We start from the raw sequence: 20,758 nt of genomic DNA, 5'->3' as shown, positions 1-20,758 counted from the left end.
ATGCCCTCACCTACTACACGACAACGGCGCCAGCGAACGCTGGCTGAAGCCGGCGCGCTGGTTCGTCTGGGGCTCCCCATCGTTGCCACCCAGATGGCACAGGCAGCCATGGGGCTGACGGATACCCTGATGGCGGGTCGCTACAGCGCCGATGATCTCGCTGGGGTCGCGATCGGTACCAGCGTATGGATCCCGATGCTACTGCTGTTCACCGGCATACTGATGGCGACCATTCCGTTGGTGGCACAGGCGTTCGGGGCACGAGACTACGACTCCATCCGCCATACCCTGCAACAGGGCTGCTGGCTGGCGCTGCTGCTCGGCGGAGTAGCAGCCCTGCTACTCCATCTCGCCGCACCGCTATATTCCCTCATGGAGGTGTCTGGCACTATGCGCAGCGTCGGCGGTGGCTACGTTGAAGCTCTGGCCTGGGGTGCTCCGGCGGCGATGCTGTTTACCCTGCTACGCTGCGGCCAGGAAGCCCTGCACCAGACCCGCACCATCATGCTGATCAGCCTCGCCGGTCTACTGGTAAACATCCCCCTCAATGCCGTACTCATATACGGCTACGCCGGTTTTCCAGAGCTGGGGGGTGTGGGGTGCGGCTGGGCCACAGTGGCGGCCCTATGGGTCCAGTTCCTGCTGGCAGTCTGGTTTACCCTGCGCAGCCGTCATTTTGAACCAGTACGCTTGTGGCTCAACTGGCGGCAACCACAGCTTCGCAAACAGCAGGAACTGCTGCGTATCGGCGTTCCCATCGGCGTCACCATCTTCTTTGAAGCCAGTATGTTCCTGATTATCGCGCTGCTACTGGCGCCGCTCGGCAGCACGGTGGTCTCAGGTCACCAGATCGCCTTCTCCGTTATCAGCGTCACCTTTATGATCCCCCTCAGCCTCTCCATGGCGCTCTCTATCCGCGTCGGTTTCACGCTCGGTCGCGGCGATCCTCGTGGAGCACGCCGCGTAGCGACCACCGGTATCGCCATGGGCGGGCTGATCGCACTGGCCACCAGCAGCACCATCTGGTTGCTGGCAACACCGATTGCATCGCTCTACAGTGTTGAGCCTGACGTTATCGCCTTAGCCTCACTGCTGCTGGGATTCGCCGCGTTATTTCAATTACCCGACGTCATTCAAGTTTGCGGTGCAGGCGCTCTCAGAGGTTACAAGGACACCCGCTTCGCTCTGGGGGCCGCATTTGTCGCCTACTGGCTGGTAGGCCTGCCGCTCGGTTATTCCCTGTCGCTCACGGACCTATGGGGCGCAGCACTTGGTGCCAAAGGTTTCTGGATCGGCATCACCTGCGGGCTCAGTATCGCTGCATCCTCGCTGCTGGTACGTCTCCATCTAATCAGCCGGCGCGCCGCCCGGGCCGGCTAACGCTACACTGCAAAGAAGCACAGAACAGGGAGCATAAACTTGGCGTACAAAGCCGCGTTAACCATGCTGGTTGTCCTGCTGGGCGGATGCAGCCGTGACACACCCGAAGCGGTGTTAGCCAATTATGTTGACCGGGTCGCCAGCGTACTGGAGCAGCCATATCCTGATGCCGCCGAGGCTGATCTCACCGTTTTGCCCACTCGACGCACTCGCCGCCTGCCGCTGGTCGAGCTGCGCGCGGGACTGCTTGATGCGCTCGATCTTGCCGACTGTGGTTTGCTGCCGTTGATATCAGAGCGCAACAGCATCCTCGGCAAGGTCAAGCAACCCTCCGTCCTTCTGGACTATGAGTTCCGCTTTTACGCTGTGCTCGAGCGCTGCTATCTGCGCGATCGCCAACACCCACTCCACGATGCCGAATTTTCCCGTTTTCTCGAGGAGGTTTATCTCGGCAAGCAACGCAATCTGTATCCAACCTGGTGGAATGCGGTCTTCACCAGCAGCGAACTTGAGCACAACCTGTCGTTGTCAAAGCCCCCCATTGCGCTGGCTGGCAATCCCGGTTACGGGGATAGCCTCAGAGCACTGCAAACCTTGCTCCAGTACCGTCAAACGGCCGCTAGCGCAGCCGCTGGCCAACCATTCTCAACACCCCACGAAACCGATCTGGAACGCCACTATTTCGCCCTGTACGGAAGCGAATACGGCGGCCAGTTAAACAGCTCCCTGCGACTGTTGATCAACCACCTGAACCGGGTATCTGCGCTGCTCGATACGGCGATTTCGCCGCGGCGACTCTGCCTGAGCGGTCGCCCGATCCCCAAGGCGAACCACCTCCGCAACGTGCTTGATCAATTCTATGCCGCGGAAGTACAGCCCTACATGGCACTCATCCAGCGCCAGGGGTTGCCGTGGCTCACTCACATGGATCAGCTGGCGGTCGGGCACCCGCCCTGGAGTCCGTCGCCGCTGGAAGAGTATCGCCGGCAGATGCTCTCGCCAACCCACCCCGACAGCCTCTGGCAGCGCTATCAACGGGCAATCAAGCGACACACTGACCGCTGGCAGACGGTATTACGCCAATGCGGGTTGATGCCGACGGGCCCTGACTGATGTAATAGGCCTACTGAATACCGGGGAAACAGCTGATGGGACTACTGCGGAATGGAACCTGGCACGACCAGTGGTATGATACCGACGCCTCCGACGGCGAGTTCGAACGCGAGCAAGCCCGCTTCCGCAACTGGATCACCCCCGACGGCAGTGCCGGCCCCACAGGAAAAGACGGTTTTGAGGCAAGTCCCGAACGTTACCACCTGTTCGTATCGCTCGCCTGCCCCTGGGCCCATCGCACCCTCATCTTTCGCCAACTGAAAGGTCTGACAGCTTTGGTCAGCGCATCCACCGTGCATCCGCATATGCTGAACCAGGGATGGGAGTTCAGCCCGGATGAACGCTTCAGTGATCCGCAGATCACACTAGGCGATCCGCTCTACCAGAGTGACTTTCTCCATCAACTCTATACTCGCGCCGCCCCGGACTACAGTGGCCGGGTCACGGTGCCCGTGCTCTGGGACCGGCACCAACAGACTATCGTTAGCAACGAATCTGCCGACATCATCCGCATGTTTAACCATGCGTTCGATCATCTGACCGGCAACCGCGTCAACATGATCCCGGCGCAGCTGTTGCCGGCGATCGACCGTCTCAACGCCTTTATCTATCCGTGGATCAACAACGGCGTCTACCGCTGCGGTTTTGCCACCCGTCAAAAGGCCTATGAAAAAGCCTATCGGCGCCTGTTTCGCGCGCTGGACTGGCTCGAGTCACGTCTGACCGAACAGCGCTTTCTCACCGGTCGGCAGATCACCGAGGCCGACTGGCGGCTCTTCACCACGCTGATCCGCTTCGACGCGGTTTATCACGGACACTTCAAGTGCAACCTGCGCCCTATTCGCGACTATCAGGCGTTACAGGGGTACCTGCGTGATCTCTATCAACAGCCGGGGATCACTGCGACGGTTAACTTTGCACATATCAAGGCACATTATTACGCCAGCCATCGTTCCATCAATCCAACCGGCATTGTGCCCGCCGGGCCGCTGCTGGAGCTGGACGAACCGCACGGCAGGGAAGCGCTGTAAAAAAGAGCAGAGTAACGAAAGGTCAGGTCTGGGAAAGATCAGGTTTGGGCTGCATCCAGCCAGCGGTGGGTCACCGGCGAACGGTAATTGTCCATCCGCGTCAGCAAGCGCTTGTGGTCGCTATCCGTGAGAAGCATCTTCCGGGTTCCCGAGCGAGTCAGGCCAACCTCCACGCTGTAGTCAAGAAAGCGTATCAGTGGATCCCAGTAGCCCTCCACGTCGAGAAACGCACAAGGCTTATGGTGAACGCCCAGCTGGGCCCAAGAGATCATCTCGAAGATCTCCTCCAGAGTACCAATACCGCCAGGCAGCGCAATAAAACCATCGGCACGATCTGCCATAGCCTGCTTACGCGCACGCATACTGTCGACCACCAGCTGCTCGCTGAGATCAGGATGCGCCTGCTCCCAGGCCACCAAGGCATGGGGAATGATACCAGTAACCTGACCACCGGCGGCCAGGGCACCGTCGGCCACCGCCCCCATCAAACCATTGCGGGCGCCGCCGTAAACCAACCGCAGCCCTCGATTCGCGATCTCGGCGCCCAATGCCCTGGCCGCCGCACGGTAGCCAGGATTGGTGCCGTCGTTTGAGCCGCAGTAGACACAGACGGCGCGCATATCAGTTGAAGGGCTTGTTGACCAGTTGAGCCAACTTATCGCTGATGCGTTCTTCGCGCTCCTTGACTCGCTGCTGTTGCTCGCGCTCACGGCGCTGCTGGCGAATCTTCTTCAGCATCTCTTTGGCGTGCGCTGCTTCCTGTTCGGACACCAGACCTGCTGCATTGCCCCCCAGATCGACGCGCTCCGCACCCGCTTGCATGCTTTTATAGTACTGCGGCGCACGGACGTAAGAGGCCAAGGCACGCTTGATCTTGCCAGCAGGTAATTTGCCGTCGGCTACAAGATCTTCCTGAATGCCGATCTTCAATGGTCGCACGTTGTCGCGGCTGAACGCCTGGGGATAGGTTTCCGCGATCAGTGCGATGGCGGCCTGGTTGGCTGAACGGTTTTTGCTTTTAGGCGCAGGAGCCTTCACGTCTTCGGTCATAATGGGTCAATTAACGTTGGTGTGAAAAAGGTAAGCCCGAGCTTACCCCTTGCGTATGACGTAGTAATAACACTCGGCTTCCTGACGTTGGGCAATCAGTTCATGGCCGAGGAAATTACAGAATTTGGGGATGTCCCGCTGAGTAGAGGGATCACTGGCAACTACCTCAAGCACTTCGCCCACGGCGATATCACGCACCTTGTTGTGCAACATCATCACCGGTTCGGGGCAATACAGTCCGGTGGCATCCAACTGGTGGTCGATTTCGTAGTTACTCATGGGATCCTGTTCCCCTTAAACCGCGCTTATTCTCGCAGATGCGGCCCCGTGAAAAAAGCCGGATTTCGGCCTTTTGAATCAACTCCGAGGCTTTTGTGGCAACAGAAAGCTACCCTATACTGGCGAAAACACTGGAGGAGCATCATGATCAAAGTAATGATCGAACGCCGCATCGCCGCCGATCTCGCCGAACCCTATCGCAAGGCTGCCGGAAAAGCCTTGCAGCTGGCGATGCAGAGTGATGGTTTTATCTCGGGGGAATCACTCAAGGATGCCCGCGACCCTCACCATCGTTACGTCTTCGCTACCTACCGTTCGTTGCTGGACTGGCAGCGCTGGTACAACAGTCCGGAACGACGCGCTCAGCTGGACGAACTACGCCCGATGCTGCAAGAAGACGAAAGGATCACCATCCTGGAACACCTGTAACGGGCTAGTCGGGCTGGCGCAGGTACGCCGTCACCTCTTCGCGATCGTGATAAAGCTGCTTAAAGTCGAGGACAAAGGGCACGCCCGCTGCATTCAGCCGGGTTTCAATCCGTTCGCGACAATCGCAAACAGCCTGATAACGTTTTTTCATGGGTAACTTAAGGTTGAAAATCGCCTGCTTGCACCACCCTTCTGCAAACCACAGCGCCATCCGTTCCGCCACCTGCATCGGTATTGCTGCCATATCACAAACCATCCAGTCCACCGGACGCGTTGGCACGTAACGGAAGCCGTCTTCCCGCTCGTGAACTACCAGCCCGCTTTCCATCAACGCCGGCTGCATCGGGCCGTTGTCGACCGCGGTAACCCGCAGATGACGCTGAACCAACTGCCATGTCCAGCCACCCGGTGCAGCTCCCAGGTCTACCGCGCTCATGCCCGGCTGCAGGCGATGCTCCCTCTCTTTCACCGAGAGAAAAAACAGTAACGCCTCCTCCAGCTTTAAGGTCGAACGGCTAGGGGCCTTTGCAGGGAACCGCAGCCGCGGGATCCCGCCCTCGTGACGAGAGCTGTTGCGCGGGTGGCTGATCCCCACGTATGCCGCATCCCCACTGACGAAGTAACAGTGCAAACGCGGCAGACGGCGGGTCCTTTTTGCACTGAGAACCCCCGCCTTGCGCAGTGCTTGCGCGGCGGGCGAGGTCAATTTGCGACACAGCACGGCCAGCGACTCCGTCGCTGCGCTATCGGGGCAATCCACATGCAGTTCGCCGCATTCCGGCAGTTCGCGTGCGGCGTGAAGCAAGGGACCCACGCGGTCATGTGCCGGCAGGTCGTCGACCCGACCGGCAGACGCCAACCATTGCCGGGTAAAGACAAGTTCGCGAAAAGGCAGCTGTTCGATCAGGGTGGACGCCCCTTGAGAGTGCTGGGTGACAAATAGCACCCAACCACTGCCCGCGGCGGTTTTGGCATATCCGTATATACCCAGCGCCCCTGCCCGCTCGGTCATCTCCGCTGCGCATTCACTTTCAAAACCGGGTCTGCAGCTGAGAATCAGATGATCCATACCATTCTTCCGTCCACAAAAACTGCCGATTATACCCGCGATGCCTCCCGTTTTTGTGACTAATTCAGCTCACATAGCGCATTGAATCGCTGCCACCACTCTTTCGCTTTCCGACAGCGGAGCCTGCCGAGATGCAGCATTACCGAAAGCAACCCTGCGGTTTCGTTGAGCGATTATCCGGAGTGACTCGCCAGGATGCAGGAGCGACCCAAAGAAGGTTTTCTGTGCGCAATCGAGCAGGATTAATTTTTCACCGCCAACATAGGAAAACATTTCCACCCTCCTGCAATATCTTTGATATAAAGCAATTTGTCTATTCGGCGGCGAATGTTACCATTAGTCAATTTTCCGGCTGGGGCAGTCACGGTTTACCCACAGCCTCTGATAGCCAGAATTTCACGAATATAGAAACAGGACTCTCGATGGATAATTCAATCTCTACTGATCGCAAAAAGCGCCGTGGTACCCAACACGTAGCCTGCGACGATTGCGGTCTGTTTCCGTTGTGCAACCCCATTGACCTCGGCGGGCGCGAGTTCAGCATGGCGGATGAGTTCGTAGAGCGTCGCCAACCCCTTGCCGCCGGAGAGCACTTATTTCGCGAAGGCGAACCCTTCAGCGCGCTATACGCCGTCACCTCGGGGGCACTGAAACTGATCAACCTCACCGAAGACGGCCAGGAACTGGTCGTAGGATTTGTCCTTGCCGGTGAGACGCTGGGGCAAACCGGTATCTATCCACAGCGTTACCCCTGCAGCGCCATCGCACTCGAAGACAGCCACGTCTGCGAGCTGCCCTACGGCAGCCTGAAAGAAACCTCCAGCCAGGTGCCGGCGCTTTCGCAAAACTTCCAATCCATGATGCAGAAAGAGAACTTCGATCTGCACCGCCAGTTTGCCATGCTGATGGCGCGCAAAAATGCCGAGCAACGACTGTCGGCTTTTCTGCTGAACCTTTCCATGCGCCTCGACGAACGCGGCTACTCCGGCGAGGAGTTTTCACTCCCAATGTCCAGGGACGATATCGCGAACTTCCTCGGCTTGCGCAAGGAAACCCTCAGTCGCCTGTTTACCAAACTTCATCAGACCGGCGCTATTGCGGTACGTGGCAAGCACATTCGCATGCTCGATATGGAGACACTTCGCGACGCCTCGGGCTTGCCCCGTCACATCGCTTGATCGGCACCGGCGCTGACCCCGTCAGCGCCTGGCTTGTGCCCGTCGATGCCTGAGTACTGGTTACCTTATCTTACGGCGTTCACCGTTGGCCTGGTCGGCGGTGTTCACTGCCTCGGTATGTGTGGCGGAATCATCGGCGCGCTGAGTTTTCGCCTGCCGGGCTCCCACAGACCCGGCCGCCTGTTTCGCTACCAACTGGCTTACAATCTCGGCCGAATTAGCAGCTATACCGCTGCCGGGGCGTTGATGGGCGGGCTTGGCGTACTGCTGGTAGGCTGGCTGCCAGTCCGCACTGCACAGCAGGTGTTGCTGATTACCGCCGGCATCACCATGCTCCTGCTGGGCCTTTACCTTAGCGGCTGGTGGACCGTATTGCGACGGGTAGAACAAGCAGGCGGAGTTTTATGGCGCCGGATCGAGCCTCACGTACGGGGGCTGCTGCCGCCTCGCAATCTTGCTCAGGCATATATTCTCGGCGCCGCGTGGGGATGGCTACCATGCGGCCTTGTCTATAGCATGCTGATCCAGGCTGTCAGCAGTGGGGGCGCGCTAGAGGGCGCATCGCTGATGTTGGCTTTCGCACTGGGAACCCTCCCCAACCTGCTGCTCCTGGGCATGCTGGCCGGTGCAGCTGCACGCCTACTGCAAACACGCTGGATCAAGTCAGCTGCCGGTTTACTGGTGGTCGGTTTCGGCTTCCACGCCCTGTGGCGCGCTTTCAACCTCTGAGTCGAGACGCACCGCTTCCGGATTGGGAAATCGCGCGTACAGTGAAGGCGACATTTTTCCGTGACTCGCCTGATGGAGCGCATCCGACTCCATCACGATCAACACCAACACGGTCACCATCGTTGGCAACAGTCCCACACCGCCAGAGAAGGCCATCACCGGCACTCGCTCCCACCCCCAAAAGGTGTAACCGACCCAGCCAGCCCCGGCGACGAAGCCACAGGTGCTTAGAACCAGAATAAACACTCGGCTGCGCCGTGCAGCCAACTGCCAGTGACACATTTCGAACCACTGGTAGCGCAACCGCGCACGACGTGCGCGCCACAGGGTGTAGAGCAAGCAGGACACAGATACCACCGGCACAACCAGCAACGGCTGCCAGAACGAGCCCGCCATACCCAACGCTGCAACAAACCACAAAATGTGATTCCCGATCAAGTTGGTCAGAAACAGTTCATGAGGAAACTTCGCCCGATGAATCTGATCAGCCGGAATATCAAACTGCATGCCTTTTTCCTTTCCGAATTAAAGATACTTTCGTCCCTGCGACGTTTCATGAGTCACGCTGCTTGGATAGAATGGCCACAGCCGCCTCGTTGCGACGCTCACCCGATTCACGCGCACTTTAGTGCCTCATGGAGTTCAGGTAAACCGATGGATCGCAAGATAATCCTGTCACTACTGGCCGTCATTCTGCTCGTTCTCGCCGTTGCCATTCTGATGCCCGGAGGACGCCAGGCAGACAGCCAACCGAAACTCCCCTGGCAAATCCAACTGGACGAGCAGGGGCGTACCCAGGTATTCGGGTTAACCCTGGGGGCCAGTACGCTTTCCGATGCGCAACAACTGCTGCAGCAACAAGCCAAGGCGACGCTATTTCTTTCACCCGAAGGGATCTACTCTGCCGAGGCCTATTTTCAGCGCGCAGCACTTAGCGGCTTACGCGCTGACTTCGTACTCACCATGACCCTGTCGCAAGAGGCTGCAGCCAGAATGTTCGACCGCGGGCTGCGTCTCAGCAAACTGGGAAGCGGGGTACAGAAGGTGGAACTGAGTCAAAGCGATCTGGCAGAGCTTGGCAGTACTCCGATTGACCACATCACCTATATCCCAGGTACCGATCTAGAGCCCGACCTGATCAAGCGCCATTTCGGCGAACCCACCCGCCAGATCTCTGAAAGCAACGGCATTACTCACTGGCTTTATCCGCAAAAAGGCCTTGATATCGCCGTGAACCCGGATGGCAAGGAGGTGTTCCAATATCTTCCACCAGGCCAGTTCGAGCGCCTGCTGGCACCACTGCAACCCGATACCCAGCACTAGTTGTCTAGCTGACGCGCGGGCCTTCATCCTCAACGTCTGTGGAACCCTCAGGCTCTGACTGATCGCTCACCCGCTCGTCAAGGTCTTCATCCATCAGGATACGGTGCGCTTCACCTTCAAGGTCGTCAAACTGTCCGCTGCGCGCGGCCCAAAAAAACACCGCCACGGCGATAAGACCCATAAGGATCATACCGGGTATCAACCCATAGATTACGTCCATTACTACTCCCTACCCAAAACGGCACTGCATCGCCGCTATTCGGTGGCGGATACGGCCGGCGTTGCCAATGACTAACAGCGAGCTGACCGGCATGGTGACAGCCGCCACCAGCGGCGTAACTTCGCCCATCATTGCCAACGGCACCATGATCATATTGTACGCCACCGAGATCCCGATATTCTGTCGAATGGTCCGCAGTGTCAGACGAGACAGGCCGGAAGCGAGATGGACTTTATCCAGTTCACTGCTAAGCAAGACGATATCCGCGCTGGCGATCGACACATCAGTACCGGATCCGAGCGCGATCCCCACATCAGCACGCACCAACGCCGGCGCATCATTAACGCCATCGCCCACCATGGCCACCCGCCGGCCCGCGGCCTGCAGTTCGGCGATCACCCGATCCTTGTCTTGCGGCAGCACTTCCGCAATCACATCCATCCCTCCGAGCTCCGCGGCAACCGCTTCTGCGGTTGCACGGCGGTCACCGCTCAATAGCGTCAGCCCCATTCCCTCAGCCCTCAGCGCTGCAACCAGTGCAGCCGCCTCATCTCGCAACCGATCTGAGAGCTCAATTATCGCGACTAATCGGCCACTGATCGCAGCGCACACATAACCCTGCCCCCGCTGATCCAGTTCAGCCAGTTGCTGGCTTAGAGTCTGTGAGGTTTCAACAGCGCTGGCGTTCATCCAGGTGCGGCTGCCGATCACCACTTCGGCCTCGTGATAAACACCACGGACACCCAGCCCCGGCTCCGCCTGAAAACACCCGACCGCCTCCAACGGACCATCCGGCAGCAAGGCCACGATAGCGCGCGCCGTGGCATGCTCGGAGCACCGCTCTACGGCGACCAAGGGTTGCAGCAACTGCTCAAGCTCCGCAGTTAGCGGCGTTCCCGCACTCCAACGCTCTACTTCCGTATGAATCCGGGTAACACTCATCTGCCCTTCCGTCAGCGTACCGGTTTTGTCGAATACAAAATCGGTGATCCCCGACAGGGTTTCCAGCACCTCGCCATTCTTGACCAGCACCCCATAGCGGGCCCCAACACCTGAAGCCACCGCAATCGACATGGGTGTCGCCATCCCCAGCGCACAGGGACAGGTAATAATCAAAACAGCGGTCGCCGCCATCAGCGCAAACTCGACGTCATGATTCATCCAGTAGAGGAAGGTCAACGACGCCAGTGACAGTGTCAGCGTAACGAACCAGGGAACGATGCGATCGGCAAAGCGCTGGATCGGTGCACGGCTGGCCTGAGCATCTTCAACCAACTGGATTATCCGCCCCAGAGCCGTGTCCTGCAGCAGCGCCGTGACTTCGACGAGCAGATGGCCGGTACCGTTAATGGTGCCGGCACAAGCGCGGTCACCCGGGCGTTTCAGGGCAGGTTCCGACTCTCCGGTCAGCATCGCCTCATCGATCCGGCTCTCACCGGTGCGAACCCAGCCATCTACCGGTAGCCGCTCACCGGGGCGCACCGCCACAAGATCACCAATTGCCAGTGAACGCACCGGCACGCGCTCGTCGCTGCCGTCTAGGTTCCTCCGCATCGCCACTTTGGGCTGCAAATCCAGCAACCGCTGGGTCGCCTCCATGGCCTGTCGTTTCGACATCGCCTCCAGATAGCGCCCGACCAGGATTACAAATAGAAAGTTCACCACGGTATCGAAGTACACCTCGCCCGCACTGGATCCGCTGATGGTGATGTAACTGGAGTACGCGTAGGTAATAGACACACCGATGGCGATCGGCAGATCCATGCTGGGTCGCAGATTCCGCAGCCCGTTCAGAGCCCCCTGGTAAAAGGGCCAACCGGAATAAAGTAACACTGGAGTAGCCAGAGCCATCCCGATCCAGTGGAACATCCCACGGAACTCACCCTCATCGGCGCCGCTATACAGGGCGATGGAGATCCACATGAGGTTCATCATGCCGAACGCCGCAAACCCCATGCGGTACAGCAAGTGACGATTCTGCTTCTTCAGACTGTCTTCGGCTGTGTCCGGGTCAAAGGGAACCGCCTTGTACCCCAACTGGGCCATTTTATGGAGCAGAGAGGAAAGTGCGACGCGGTCGTTGTTCCAGCGCAACTTGAGCTTACGCCCGCTGAGGTTTACACGCGCTTCAACAACACCACTAACCGCGCGCAGACTATTCTCAATCAGCCACACGCAGGCAGCGCAATGAACGCCCTCGACCAGCAGCTGGATTTCACGTTCACGCGCTAATGCTGGAACAAACTCCTCCTGCACAGCGTCCATGTCGTACAACCCCAGTTCGGTGGGCAGCTCGGGAGGAGGTGCCAGCGCATCCCCCTCAAGAATGCGCTGATAGAAACTTTCAAGGCCAGCATCATAGATAGCTTCGCAAACCGCCTGACAGCCACTACAGCAAAAATCACGACCTTCACCACCCACCGCCTGCCGGATGGGCTGGCCATCAATAGGCAGCTGGCAATGGTAGCAGTGCAGGGACGAGTCTTGCGTTGCAACAGATGCAGCAGAGATGGGCTGAACGCTCATTGGGGTCAGTCAGCAACCCGAACGCGTTCAGCCACACTGTGTTCAACCCCATCCTTCTCGACGGTTACCAGAAGATCCCAGTTCCCTGCCATGGGAAACACCACAGCACCACGGAAAATGCCGCTTTGCAGCTCGACCATCGGCGTCGAAAAATCAAACTTGGCATCGGTGGGCCGATAGCCAAATACCGTAACCAGGTCCGGATTGAGAACCTCACCACTGCCCGACAACGCGGTCAGCTCGAACATCGCCTCAACCCCACGTTGCAACTTCTCAGGCCGATCAATGCTTAGCTGCCAATCGGGCTGACTGGCCATGCGCTTGAGCATATTCTTCTCGTAGTCCTGACCGCGCTCGTAGTAGTTATCCACCACCAACCCCGGATTGCTCTGTTGCGCAAGGTAGATAAACACACCATTGGCGACAAAGAATGCAGCTAACAGCCCCCCCCACACCAACAGGGTCGGGTTCTTAAGTAAGGCGGTAGACTTGGACATGTGGACCTCTCGAATAGTTACAACACGATCTTACGGCTTGGGGCCGATAAAGACGCTATCGCGCTGGCTGGTAAAGCGCTCGCCCTTGTATACGGTCGTCACCGAAAAACTGAGCGGTGTGGATTCTGACACCAACTGCTCTGGCGGCACGCGCACAAACACCGTTCGCGATGAAACCTGACCATGACGGGCACTTATCGGTTCGTCAGCGCCGACCAGCACCAACCCCTGCGGCCCTGACACGGTAATGTCGACATCCGCATCGGCACTCATTTTATTGAGCACCTTGAGAGTGTACTTGTTTTGAATCGAGCCATCGCTCTGCTGCACAAAGAGCGGTTGACGAGCATGAATCACCTTCAAATCAATTGCATCCAGCGAACTCAGCCCATAGATAATTCCGGACAGGGCGGCGGTCAAGATTGCAGCGTAAATCCACACCCGCGGGCGCTTCAGCATGGGTGTGGACACGCCACCTTCAAGCACATCCAGAGATTCATACCGAATCAGCCCCTTTGGACGCCCCACCTTCTCCATAACCGCGTCACAGGCATCAATGCAGAGCGCACAGGTGATGCACCCCTCCTGCTGGCCATTGCGGATATCCACCCCGGTGGGACAGACGGCGACACACTGATTACAGTCGATACAGTCGCCGGTGGTACGATCTTCCTCACTTTGCCCTTTCTTGACCCGCCCACGAGGCTCGCCCCGCTGAAAATCATAGGTGGGCAGTACTGTCGTTCGATCGATCATCACACCCTGAATGCGGGCGTAGGGACACAGCCAAAAGCAGGCCTGCTCGCGCATAAAGCCAGCCAACACATAGGTACCGGCAATGAACATCAGCATGAAAACCAAGGCCACCGTGCCGATTTCGAACGCGAACAGGTCGGCCCAAAGCTGGTAAGCGTCGTTGAACCAGGCAACGAAACTGATCCCGGTGAAGAACGCTATAACCAGCCACAAGGCGTGCTTGGTGACTTTGATCCGCAACTTGCGGGCATCCATCGGCGCCTCGTCCAGCTTGCGCCGCTTCTGCGGCGCACCTTCGAGCTTGTCTTCAATCCAGGTGTAGACATCGGTCCATACGGTTTGAAAACAAAAGAACCCACACCAAACGCGACCGGCGACAGCGGTCGCAACCGCCAACAGGATGGCGAAAAACAGCAACAACAGCGACAACATCCAGAAGTCTTGCGGCAGCACTGTCGCACCGAAGATATGAAACTGACGATTGGGAATATCGAACAAAACGGCTTGGCGATCATCCCAGCGCAGATAAGGGCCTAGAAAGAATACCAGCCAGAACGCATTGCTCCACCACTTGAGGGTACGCCAGCGTCCGCCCATCCGTTTGGCATGGATTTTTTCTTCGCCAGTATTAACGTGCCAATGGCCCGCTTCGGCATACAGATCATCGACCGTGGTGGTGGGAATCTGCTTTTCGGATGCGTTCAAAACCCTCTCCTTAATCATCAACTGCATGGCAATTCTGCTCAATGAACAACCAGTTTGCCACTATCGATCCCTGATCTCTGTAACTTAACTCACACACCGCGGGCACACAACATTAGAATTATCTAATATCAATATAACGAGCGCCGCCGCCGCGCATCAGCGTAAACGTTATTCAGAAAAAAGGGGGCCATCAGCCCCCTGCCTTTACCACCACTTTATCACTGATCGGCGTGGCTTTTCTTGTTGATCTCGCGCCCGACTTTTACACCGATATACGCCAAGATAACCACAGCACCGACCACACAAAGTACCGATCCGATTACGACTGCATCAGCATTCATAGCCCCCCTCCTGTGGGTTAACGCTGCCGCGAGCGGCAGCGTGGATCTAGTGAGAAAAGCTTACTGCCCTCCGCCCAGGCTGTAGACATAAACAGCCAGTTTCTTGATGTCGTTCTCGCTCAGACGGTCCTTGAACGCAGGCATAACTGCTTCACGCGTTTGCGGATCTGATGGATCGTTGACACCGTGACGAATGGTATAGGCTGCACCGGCCACCTTGTCCGCCTCGTTGAAGCGCCAGATAGCATCGGTCAGGTTGGCCGAACCGAGCATCTGCAACCCCTTGCCATCCTGGCCGTGACAACCGAAGCACCCCTTGTCTTTGTAGAGCTGGGCGCCGGCAGGATCTTCCTGACCTTGAGACCAGCCAACAACGAAGTTCGCCAGCGTGCTGATCTCCTGATCGGACAGCATCTTGCCATGGGCGATCATCATGCCTCGACGGCCGTTAATCAGGGTCTGTTCGATCGCTTCAATCGAACCGCCATACAGCCAATCATCATCTGCCAGGACCGGGAAACCCGGGTTGCCCTGACCGGCAGAGCCGTGGCACGCAGCACAGTTATCGCCAAACAACACCCGCGCCGAGGCGATGGTGTAGCTGGTCAACCCTTCGTCAGCCAGGATCTCTTTGGCACTCAGGGCGCTGATTTGATCCTCGAATTGCGCCCGTACCGCGGTGATCTCTTCCACCGCTTCCTGATACTCGCCCGTCATGGTCCAGCCGAGCATCCCTTTGGTCCAGTCATTGGCCAGAGGAATCATCGGGTAAAGCAGGCCGTACGCAACCCACCAAATAATTGATGCCCAGAAGCCAATCATCCACCAACGAGGAATCGGATTGTTCAATTCCCGGATATTGTCGTCCCAGACGTGCCCGGTATTGTTTTCCCCCGGGAATGGATTTTTATCATCCGCCATTTTTATCTCCGCTATCCAGCCGCTCATCGTCGTCAACCAAGTACTTGCGCTCTTCAAGCTTTGCCTTGTTGCCGGGGCGATAAGCGTAGACGTATGCAATTACCATCAGGATGAAGATGACCACCGTCAGGATCGTGCCGACCCAGTCCGTGGCGGTCATCGCCGCCCAGTCAGTACTGAAGTATTCCTTCAGACTACTCACGGTAAACCTTGTTATCGTCCAGTACGGCCATGGTTCCCAGGACCTGAAGGTACGCAACCATGGCGTCCTCTTCGGTCTTGCCCTCTACCGCTGCGGCACCGGCCTCGATGTCTGCATCGGTATAGGGAACCCCCAGAGTTTGCATACCTTTCATATGCTTCTGAATCTTGGCCCCGTCCACCTTAGCGTGTTGCAACCAGGGGTAGTTCGGCATGACAGACTCTGGTACCAGCGAACGCGGTGCACGCAGGTGCTTGCGCTGCCAATCATCAGAATACTTGCCACCGACTCGGGCCAGGTCAGGACCGGTACGCTTGGAACCCCACTGGAACGGATGGTCATACATCGATTCCGATGCCAGTGAGTAGTGACCGTAGCGCTCTTTCTCATCACGGAACGGGCGAATCATCTGCGAATGACAGAGGTAGCAGCCTTCACGGATATAGATATCTCGTCCAGCCAGCTCAAGAGCCGTATAAGGACGGATGCCGTCACCGGACTTCCAATCCTCAAGCGTTTGGCCAGCCTGACGCTGCCAGAGAATCTCCGGCGCAGTGCTCTTGTGCTCCATCGTTTTGTCAATGGTGAACAAGGGGACGATCTCAACGATACCGCCCACCGACACTGCAATGGCGATACCAAGCACCAGAGCCCATATATTGACCTCCATCCACTCCTGGAGGTTCTTCGGTTTGCTGTTTGTAGCCATTTCCGTATCCCTCCTTATGCGCCAACGGCGGCAGTCTGTGCTTGGCGCACACTACCTTCGGCAGCGGACTTTTTAACAGTCATCAGCACGTTGTAGAGCATGATCACTGCACCGGTCAGGAACACAGCCCCGCCCACGGCACGCATGGCGTAGTAGGGATGCATGGCCTCAACAGATTCGGCAAAGGTGTAAACCAAGGTGCCGTACTCGTCGTATGCACGCCACATCAAGCCCTGCATGATGCCGGACACCCACATGGCGACGATGTAGATCACGGTACCGATGGTAAAGAACCAGAAGTGCACGTTAACCAGCTTGGTGGAGTACATTTCGGTATGGAAGCAGCGAGTAATCAAGTGATACAGCGCACCCGCACCAACCATCGCCACCCAGCCCAACGCGCCGGAGTGAACGTGACCGATGGTCCAATCGGTGTAGTGCGACAATGCGTTAACTGTCTTGATCGACATGACCGGACCTTCGAACGTGGACATGGCGTAGAAGGCAAGCGACATGATCAAAAAGCGCAGAGTGTAGTCGGTGCGAAGCTTATCCCAGGCCCCGGAAAGGGTCATCATGCCGTTAATGGCACCACCCCAGGAGGGAATGATCATCGCCAGTGATACGGCGGCCCCCAGAGAGCCGGTCCAGTCTGGCAGCGCGGTATACTGCAGGTGGTGCGCACCCAGCCACACATAACCGAAGGTCAGCGCCCAGAAGTGAATAACCGACAAGCGGTAGGAGTAAACAGGACGATTAGCCTGCTTGGGCACGAAATAGTACATGATGCCGAGGAAGCCAGCCGTCAGATAAAAACCAACCGCGTTGTGCCCCCACCACCACTGAATCATCGCGTCCTGAACCCCGGAAAAAATAGAGTAGGACTTAAACAAACCGACCGGAATCGACAAGCTGTTGACGACGTGGAGGTAGGTAATCATGACCATCATGGAGAGGAAGAACCAGTTCGACACATAGATGTGCGAACTCTTACGGTTAAAGATCGTCATGATGAAGTTGAAGGTGTAAGCCAGCCAAACCACCGCAATAGCGATGTCGATCGGCCACTCTAGCTCAGCGTATTCCTTACCCTGAGTCAGGCCCAGAGGCAGCGTGATAACCGCAGAAACAATGATCGCGTTCCAACCCCAGAAAACAAACCAGGCCAGCTTGTCGCTCCAAAGACGAACGCCGCAAGTGCGCTGTACAGAATAAAAAGCCGTTGCCATCAGCGTACAACCGCCAAAGGCAAAAATGACCGCGTTGGTGTGTAACGGACGCAAACGCCCGAACGTCAACTGCGGAATATCAAAGTTAAGTACCGGCCAGGCCAGCTCCGAGGCGATATATACCCCCACGGATGCGCCTACCACAAGGTAGACAATGGCCATCACGGCGAACCAGCGCACAACCGACAAGTTGTACTTCTGTTCAGCTCTGGCGTCCATGAACCCCCCCTTCTATGGGTCAGACAGTTACACATTCTCCCGTCTCAAAACCATCAAAAACATCCGGTTTTGAGCGCGCGATATGAAACCCCTTTCTGTGACAAATGTCAAACCGGACCAAACCGGATCCAACACCCCGATCCCAAACCCCCTGTTTTTCCAGAGAGACAGAAATGCGGCTATGCACAATGGCAATCTAACAATTGATTAAAATTAATTTATTGATCCACATCAAACACACAGAAAATGGATGGACAAGGTGCGAACACACACCTGCCGCAATAGGGAACGGACAGATAACGAAGACAAGAACTGAAGATATGCCGGGTAGACACGCCCAAATCCTTGGCGACGCTGATCAGTCATTGAACCTATGACCTTAACCATCCCTGCTGTGTTGGTTAAAATACTACGTCCGACTTTAGTCGGAATCAAGCGGATCTTGGTCCGAACCTTTGGCAAAGCAGCAAAGCAGCACCGCGTTACTGCACCTCATTACGAGGTATGCTTTAATAGCGCCCGACCCGGCAAGCGGCCATATTGACACCACGCAACAAAACGGTACCTAACAACTGTGAGCAACCTCAGCGAAATCAAATGGGATCTGGATCTGATCAAGCGTTACGACCTGTCCGGACCGCGTTACACCTCCTATCCGACCGCGATTCAGTTCGACCCCAACCTGAGTGCTGCCGACCTGGTCAAGCGCGGACAACAAACCGCCGACATTAACGCACCACTGTCGCTGTACTTGCACATTCCGTTTTGCACCCATGTTTGCTACTACTGCGCCTGCAACAAGGTTATTACTCGCAACAAGAAGCGCGCCCAGCCCTATCTGGATGAGCTCTATAAGGAGATGAAGACTCTCTCCGGCTGGTACTCCAACGACCGCATCGTCAACCAACTCCACTGGGGGGGCGGCACACCGACCTTCATCAGCGACGAACAGATGTATCAACTGTTCGAGCAACTGCATGCCAATTTCAAGCTACGCGACGACGACCAGGGCGACTATTCCATCGAGATCGATCCGCGCGAAGCGGACGCATCACGAATGAAAGTAATTCGCGAGCTTGGCTTCAACCGCGTCAGCCTAGGCGTGCAGGATATCAACCCCAAGGTGCAGGAAGCGGTTAACCGGGTACAGCCGACCGAGCTGTCCGAAGAGATAATTACCAGCGCACGAGAACTCGGCTTTCGCTCGGTCAACGTCGATCTCATTTATGGCCTCCCCCACCAGACCATCGATTCTTTCGCCGACACCGTCGACACCATTATCAAACTGAGTCCAGACAGACTGTCGGTGTTCAACTACGCCCATATGCCTGACCGCTTCCGCTCACAAAGCCATATCATCGGCGACGACCTGCCAGCACCCGAGGCCAAGTTAACCATTCTGGAAAACACCATCAATCAACTGATGGCCGCCGGCTACGTCTATATCGGCATGGACCACTTCGCCAAACCCGACGACGAACTGGCACTGGCGCAGAAGAACGGCCAGCTGCACCGCAACTTTCAGGGCTACACCACCCACAGCGACTGCGACCTCGTAGCCATGGGTGTCTCCTCTATCAGCCAGATCGGGGACGTCTACTACCAGAACGAACACGACCTGAAGCTCTACCAGAACGCTGTGGCCGAGCGCAGCGAAGCGATCAAGCGCGGCGTCATGCTCACCGAGGACGACCGTATTCGCCGCCGCGTCATCACCCAGCTGATCTGCCACTTTGACCTGCGCCCCAACCTCATAGAGGCCGAGTTTGGCATCGACTTCAACAGCTACTTTGCCGATGCTCTCGCCGTCATTGACCAGTTCGCCAACGATGGGCTGGTAACCCGAAGCGATGACTCGATCGAGGTAACCCCGGCCGGGCGCCTGCTCATCCGCCGTATTTGCATGGCGTTTGATGCCTATATACCGCAGCACCAGGCTGGTCGAACCTTCTCGCGAATCATCTAAAGGAATCCTTCAACCCTGCCGATAAATGGGCCATAATGGATTGAATGTGGTTTTTGAACTTGGACCAAAATAAACAGCAGGGATGTCGTTATGGCTGAAAAGCCAAATCAGGTTGAGAAGCTCCGATCATTGAATGACTTTCATTGCAATAACTGTGGCTTAGCGTCTCTCTGCTTGCCGTTATCCCTTAGCCTCACTGACATGGAGAGGCTGGATGGCATCATCGAGAAAAGCCCGCCGCTGAAAAAAGGTAGTCACCTGTTCCATCAGGGAGACCCATTCACCTCTATTTTTGCGGTGCGTGCCGGCACCATCAAGACCTACACCGTCACCAAGGACGGTGAAGAACAGATCACCGGCTTTTACTTCCCCGGAGAGCTGATCGGTCTAAACGCCATCGATACCGAAGCCTATCCTATTTCGGCAAAGATTCTGGAAACAACCACGGTATGTGAAATCCCCTACGAAAAGCTGGACGATCTCGCCGGCCAGATGCCGGAGCTGCGTCGCCAATTGATTCGAACCATGGGGCGCGAAATCCGTGAAGAGCAGCAGATGATGCTGCTGCTGAGCAAAAAGACCGCCGAAGAGCGCGTCGCCACTTTCCTGCTCAAGTTGTCCGAACGCTATCGCAAGCGCGGCTACTCTGCCTCCATCTTTCGTCTTTCAATGTCCCGCAACGAGATCGGCAACTACCTCGGCCTGGCCGTGGAAACCGTCAGTCGGATCTTCAGCCGCTTCCAGAAGCAGCAACTGATCAACGTTGAAGGCAAAGAGATCGAAGTTCTCAGCCTGGAAGACCTGCATGCCGTTTCCGGCGAGCTGCGGATGCCGAGCCTGGATCAGAACAGCGCTCGCGCCACCTCCTGATTAATATTCGATTTTA

The 20,758-nt window shown here is 56.9% G+C and carries 23 protein-coding genes; 9 read left to right on the top strand and 14 right to left on the bottom strand.

Features of this window, described 5'->3' with window-relative positions; all coding sequences use genetic code 11:
- Genes JJQ76_RS01895 through JJQ76_RS01885 form a run of 3 tightly spaced genes read left to right on the top strand, consistent with a single transcriptional unit; the run spans window position 1 to window position 3,524 of the window.
- Window positions 1–1,380, top strand: coding sequence for an MATE family efflux transporter (locus JJQ76_RS01895; protein WP_210394927.1), 1,380 nt, complete (start codon window positions 1–3; stop codon window positions 1,378–1,380).
- 39 nt (window positions 1,381–1,419) lie between these two features.
- Window positions 1,420–2,493: a DUF3080 family protein gene (locus JJQ76_RS01890; RefSeq protein ID WP_210394926.1), complete on the top strand. Its 1,074-nt coding sequence runs from the start codon at window positions 1,420–1,422 to the stop codon at window positions 2,491–2,493.
- 35 nt (window positions 2,494–2,528) lie between these two features.
- The gene (locus tag JJQ76_RS01885; protein ID WP_210394925.1) at window positions 2,529–3,524 is read left to right on the top strand and encodes a glutathione S-transferase family protein; all 996 of its coding nucleotides are present in this window, start codon (window positions 2,529–2,531) and stop codon (window positions 3,522–3,524) included.
- 38 nt (window positions 3,525–3,562) lie between these two features.
- Here the strand turns inward: JJQ76_RS01885 and JJQ76_RS01880 are convergent, their stop codons facing one another.
- Genes JJQ76_RS01880 through tusA form a run of 3 tightly spaced genes read right to left on the bottom strand, consistent with a single transcriptional unit; the run spans window position 3,563 to window position 4,853 of the window.
- The gene (locus JJQ76_RS01880; RefSeq protein ID WP_210394924.1) at window positions 3,563–4,144 is read right to left on the bottom strand and encodes an LOG family protein; all 582 of its coding nucleotides are present in this window, start codon (window positions 4,142–4,144) and stop codon (window positions 3,563–3,565) included.
- 1 nt (window position 4,145) lies between these two features.
- Window positions 4,146–4,574, bottom strand: a complete 429-nt coding sequence (locus JJQ76_RS01875; protein ID WP_210394923.1) for a ProQ/FINO family protein — start codon at window positions 4,572–4,574, stop codon at window positions 4,146–4,148.
- A gap of 42 nt (window positions 4,575–4,616) precedes the next feature.
- Window positions 4,617–4,853 carry a sulfurtransferase TusA gene (gene tusA / locus JJQ76_RS01870; RefSeq protein ID WP_210394922.1) on the bottom strand — a complete coding sequence of 79 codons (237 nt, stop codon included), beginning with the start codon at window positions 4,851–4,853 and terminating at the stop codon, window positions 4,617–4,619.
- A 144-nt stretch (window positions 4,854–4,997) separates the two neighbouring features.
- On the opposite strand from tusA, the gene JJQ76_RS01865 reads away from it, so the two are divergent.
- Complete coding sequence (locus JJQ76_RS01865) at window positions 4,998–5,282, top strand: antibiotic biosynthesis monooxygenase family protein (protein WP_210394921.1); 285 nt, start codon at window positions 4,998–5,000, stop codon at window positions 5,280–5,282.
- A 4-nt stretch (window positions 5,283–5,286) separates the two neighbouring features.
- On the opposite strand, the gene rlmM is transcribed toward JJQ76_RS01865, so the two are convergent.
- Window positions 5,287–6,351: a 23S rRNA (cytidine(2498)-2'-O)-methyltransferase RlmM gene (gene rlmM, locus JJQ76_RS01860; protein WP_210394920.1), complete on the bottom strand. Its 1,065-nt coding sequence runs from the start codon at window positions 6,349–6,351 to the stop codon at window positions 5,287–5,289.
- 422 nt (window positions 6,352–6,773) lie between these two features.
- Here rlmM and JJQ76_RS01855 point away from each other — a divergent pair, with 422 nt between their 5' ends.
- Both JJQ76_RS01855 and JJQ76_RS01850 read left to right on the top strand, forming a co-directional pair.
- The gene (locus tag JJQ76_RS01855; protein WP_210394919.1) at window positions 6,774–7,529 is read left to right on the top strand and encodes a cyclic nucleotide-binding domain-containing protein; all 756 of its coding nucleotides are present in this window, start codon (window positions 6,774–6,776) and stop codon (window positions 7,527–7,529) included.
- A 45-nt stretch (window positions 7,530–7,574) separates the two neighbouring features.
- Window positions 7,575–8,258, top strand: a complete 684-nt coding sequence (locus JJQ76_RS01850; RefSeq protein WP_210394918.1) for a sulfite exporter TauE/SafE family protein — start codon at window positions 7,575–7,577, stop codon at window positions 8,256–8,258.
- Here JJQ76_RS01850 and JJQ76_RS01845 read toward each other — a convergent pair.
- On the bottom strand, window positions 8,205–8,765 hold the full coding sequence (locus JJQ76_RS01845) for a hypothetical protein (protein WP_210394917.1): 561 nt from the start codon (window positions 8,763–8,765) through the stop codon (window positions 8,205–8,207). The genes JJQ76_RS01850 and JJQ76_RS01845 overlap by 54 nt on opposite strands.
- 147 nt (window positions 8,766–8,912) lie before the next feature.
- On the opposite strand from JJQ76_RS01845, the gene JJQ76_RS01840 reads away from it, so the two are divergent.
- Window positions 8,913–9,581, top strand: a complete 669-nt coding sequence (locus JJQ76_RS01840) for a hypothetical protein (RefSeq protein WP_210394916.1) — start codon at window positions 8,913–8,915, stop codon at window positions 9,579–9,581.
- A 4-nt stretch (window positions 9,582–9,585) separates the two neighbouring features.
- On the opposite strand, the gene ccoS is transcribed toward JJQ76_RS01840, so the two are convergent.
- From ccoS to ccoN, 9 genes are all read right to left on the bottom strand, one after another.
- Window positions 9,586–9,801, bottom strand: a complete 216-nt coding sequence (ccoS, locus tag JJQ76_RS01835) for a cbb3-type cytochrome oxidase assembly protein CcoS (RefSeq protein ID WP_210394915.1) — start codon at window positions 9,799–9,801, stop codon at window positions 9,586–9,588.
- Window positions 9,802–9,810: 9 nt separating this feature from the next.
- Window positions 9,811–12,327 (bottom strand): heavy metal translocating P-type ATPase, encoded by a 2,517-nt coding sequence (locus tag JJQ76_RS01830; RefSeq protein WP_210394914.1) that lies wholly within the window; start codon window positions 12,325–12,327, stop codon window positions 9,811–9,813.
- A gap of 5 nt (window positions 12,328–12,332) precedes the next feature.
- Entirely contained in the window at window positions 12,333–12,824 is a 492-nt protein-coding gene (locus tag JJQ76_RS01825; protein WP_210394913.1) for a FixH family protein, read from the bottom strand.
- A 30-nt stretch (window positions 12,825–12,854) separates the two neighbouring features.
- Window positions 12,855–14,285, bottom strand: coding sequence for a cytochrome c oxidase accessory protein CcoG (ccoG, locus tag JJQ76_RS01820; RefSeq protein WP_210394912.1), 1,431 nt, complete (start codon window positions 14,283–14,285; stop codon window positions 12,855–12,857).
- 218 nt (window positions 14,286–14,503) lie between these two features.
- Window positions 14,504–14,626, bottom strand: a complete 123-nt coding sequence (locus tag JJQ76_RS18075; RefSeq protein ID WP_281411928.1) for a hypothetical protein — start codon at window positions 14,624–14,626, stop codon at window positions 14,504–14,506.
- Between the two features lie 60 nt (window positions 14,627–14,686).
- Window positions 14,687–15,547, bottom strand: coding sequence for a cytochrome-c oxidase, cbb3-type subunit III (ccoP, locus tag JJQ76_RS01815; protein WP_210394911.1), 861 nt, complete (start codon window positions 15,545–15,547; stop codon window positions 14,687–14,689).
- Complete coding sequence (locus JJQ76_RS01810; protein WP_210394910.1) at window positions 15,537–15,749, bottom strand: cbb3-type cytochrome c oxidase subunit 3; 213 nt, start codon at window positions 15,747–15,749, stop codon at window positions 15,537–15,539. The genes ccoP and JJQ76_RS01810 overlap by 11 nt, the downstream gene beginning before the upstream one ends.
- Window positions 15,742–16,458: a cytochrome-c oxidase, cbb3-type subunit II gene (gene ccoO, locus JJQ76_RS01805; RefSeq protein ID WP_210394909.1), complete on the bottom strand. Its 717-nt coding sequence runs from the start codon at window positions 16,456–16,458 to the stop codon at window positions 15,742–15,744. The genes JJQ76_RS01810 and ccoO overlap by 8 nt, the downstream gene beginning before the upstream one ends.
- A gap of 14 nt (window positions 16,459–16,472) precedes the next feature.
- Window positions 16,473–17,906 carry a cytochrome-c oxidase, cbb3-type subunit I gene (ccoN, locus tag JJQ76_RS01800; RefSeq protein WP_210394908.1) on the bottom strand — a complete coding sequence of 478 codons (1,434 nt, stop codon included), beginning with the start codon at window positions 17,904–17,906 and terminating at the stop codon, window positions 16,473–16,475.
- Between the two features lie 574 nt (window positions 17,907–18,480).
- On the opposite strand from ccoN, the gene hemN reads away from it, so the two are divergent.
- Complete coding sequence (gene hemN / locus JJQ76_RS01795; protein WP_210394907.1) at window positions 18,481–19,872, top strand: oxygen-independent coproporphyrinogen III oxidase; 1,392 nt, start codon at window positions 18,481–18,483, stop codon at window positions 19,870–19,872.
- 90 nt (window positions 19,873–19,962) lie between these two features.
- Window positions 19,963–20,742, top strand: coding sequence for a fumarate/nitrate reduction transcriptional regulator Fnr (gene fnr / locus JJQ76_RS01790; protein WP_210394906.1), 780 nt, complete (start codon window positions 19,963–19,965; stop codon window positions 20,740–20,742).
- The last annotated feature ends 16 nt before the right edge of the window (window positions 20,743–20,758 follow it).

Source organism: Motiliproteus sediminis (genome assembly GCF_017912535.1).
Lineage (GTDB): Bacteria > Pseudomonadota > Gammaproteobacteria > Pseudomonadales > Balneatricaceae > Motiliproteus > Motiliproteus sediminis.
The sequence above is the reverse complement of the archived record's forward strand: the minus strand, read 5'-3'. Positions and strand labels throughout refer to the sequence as shown.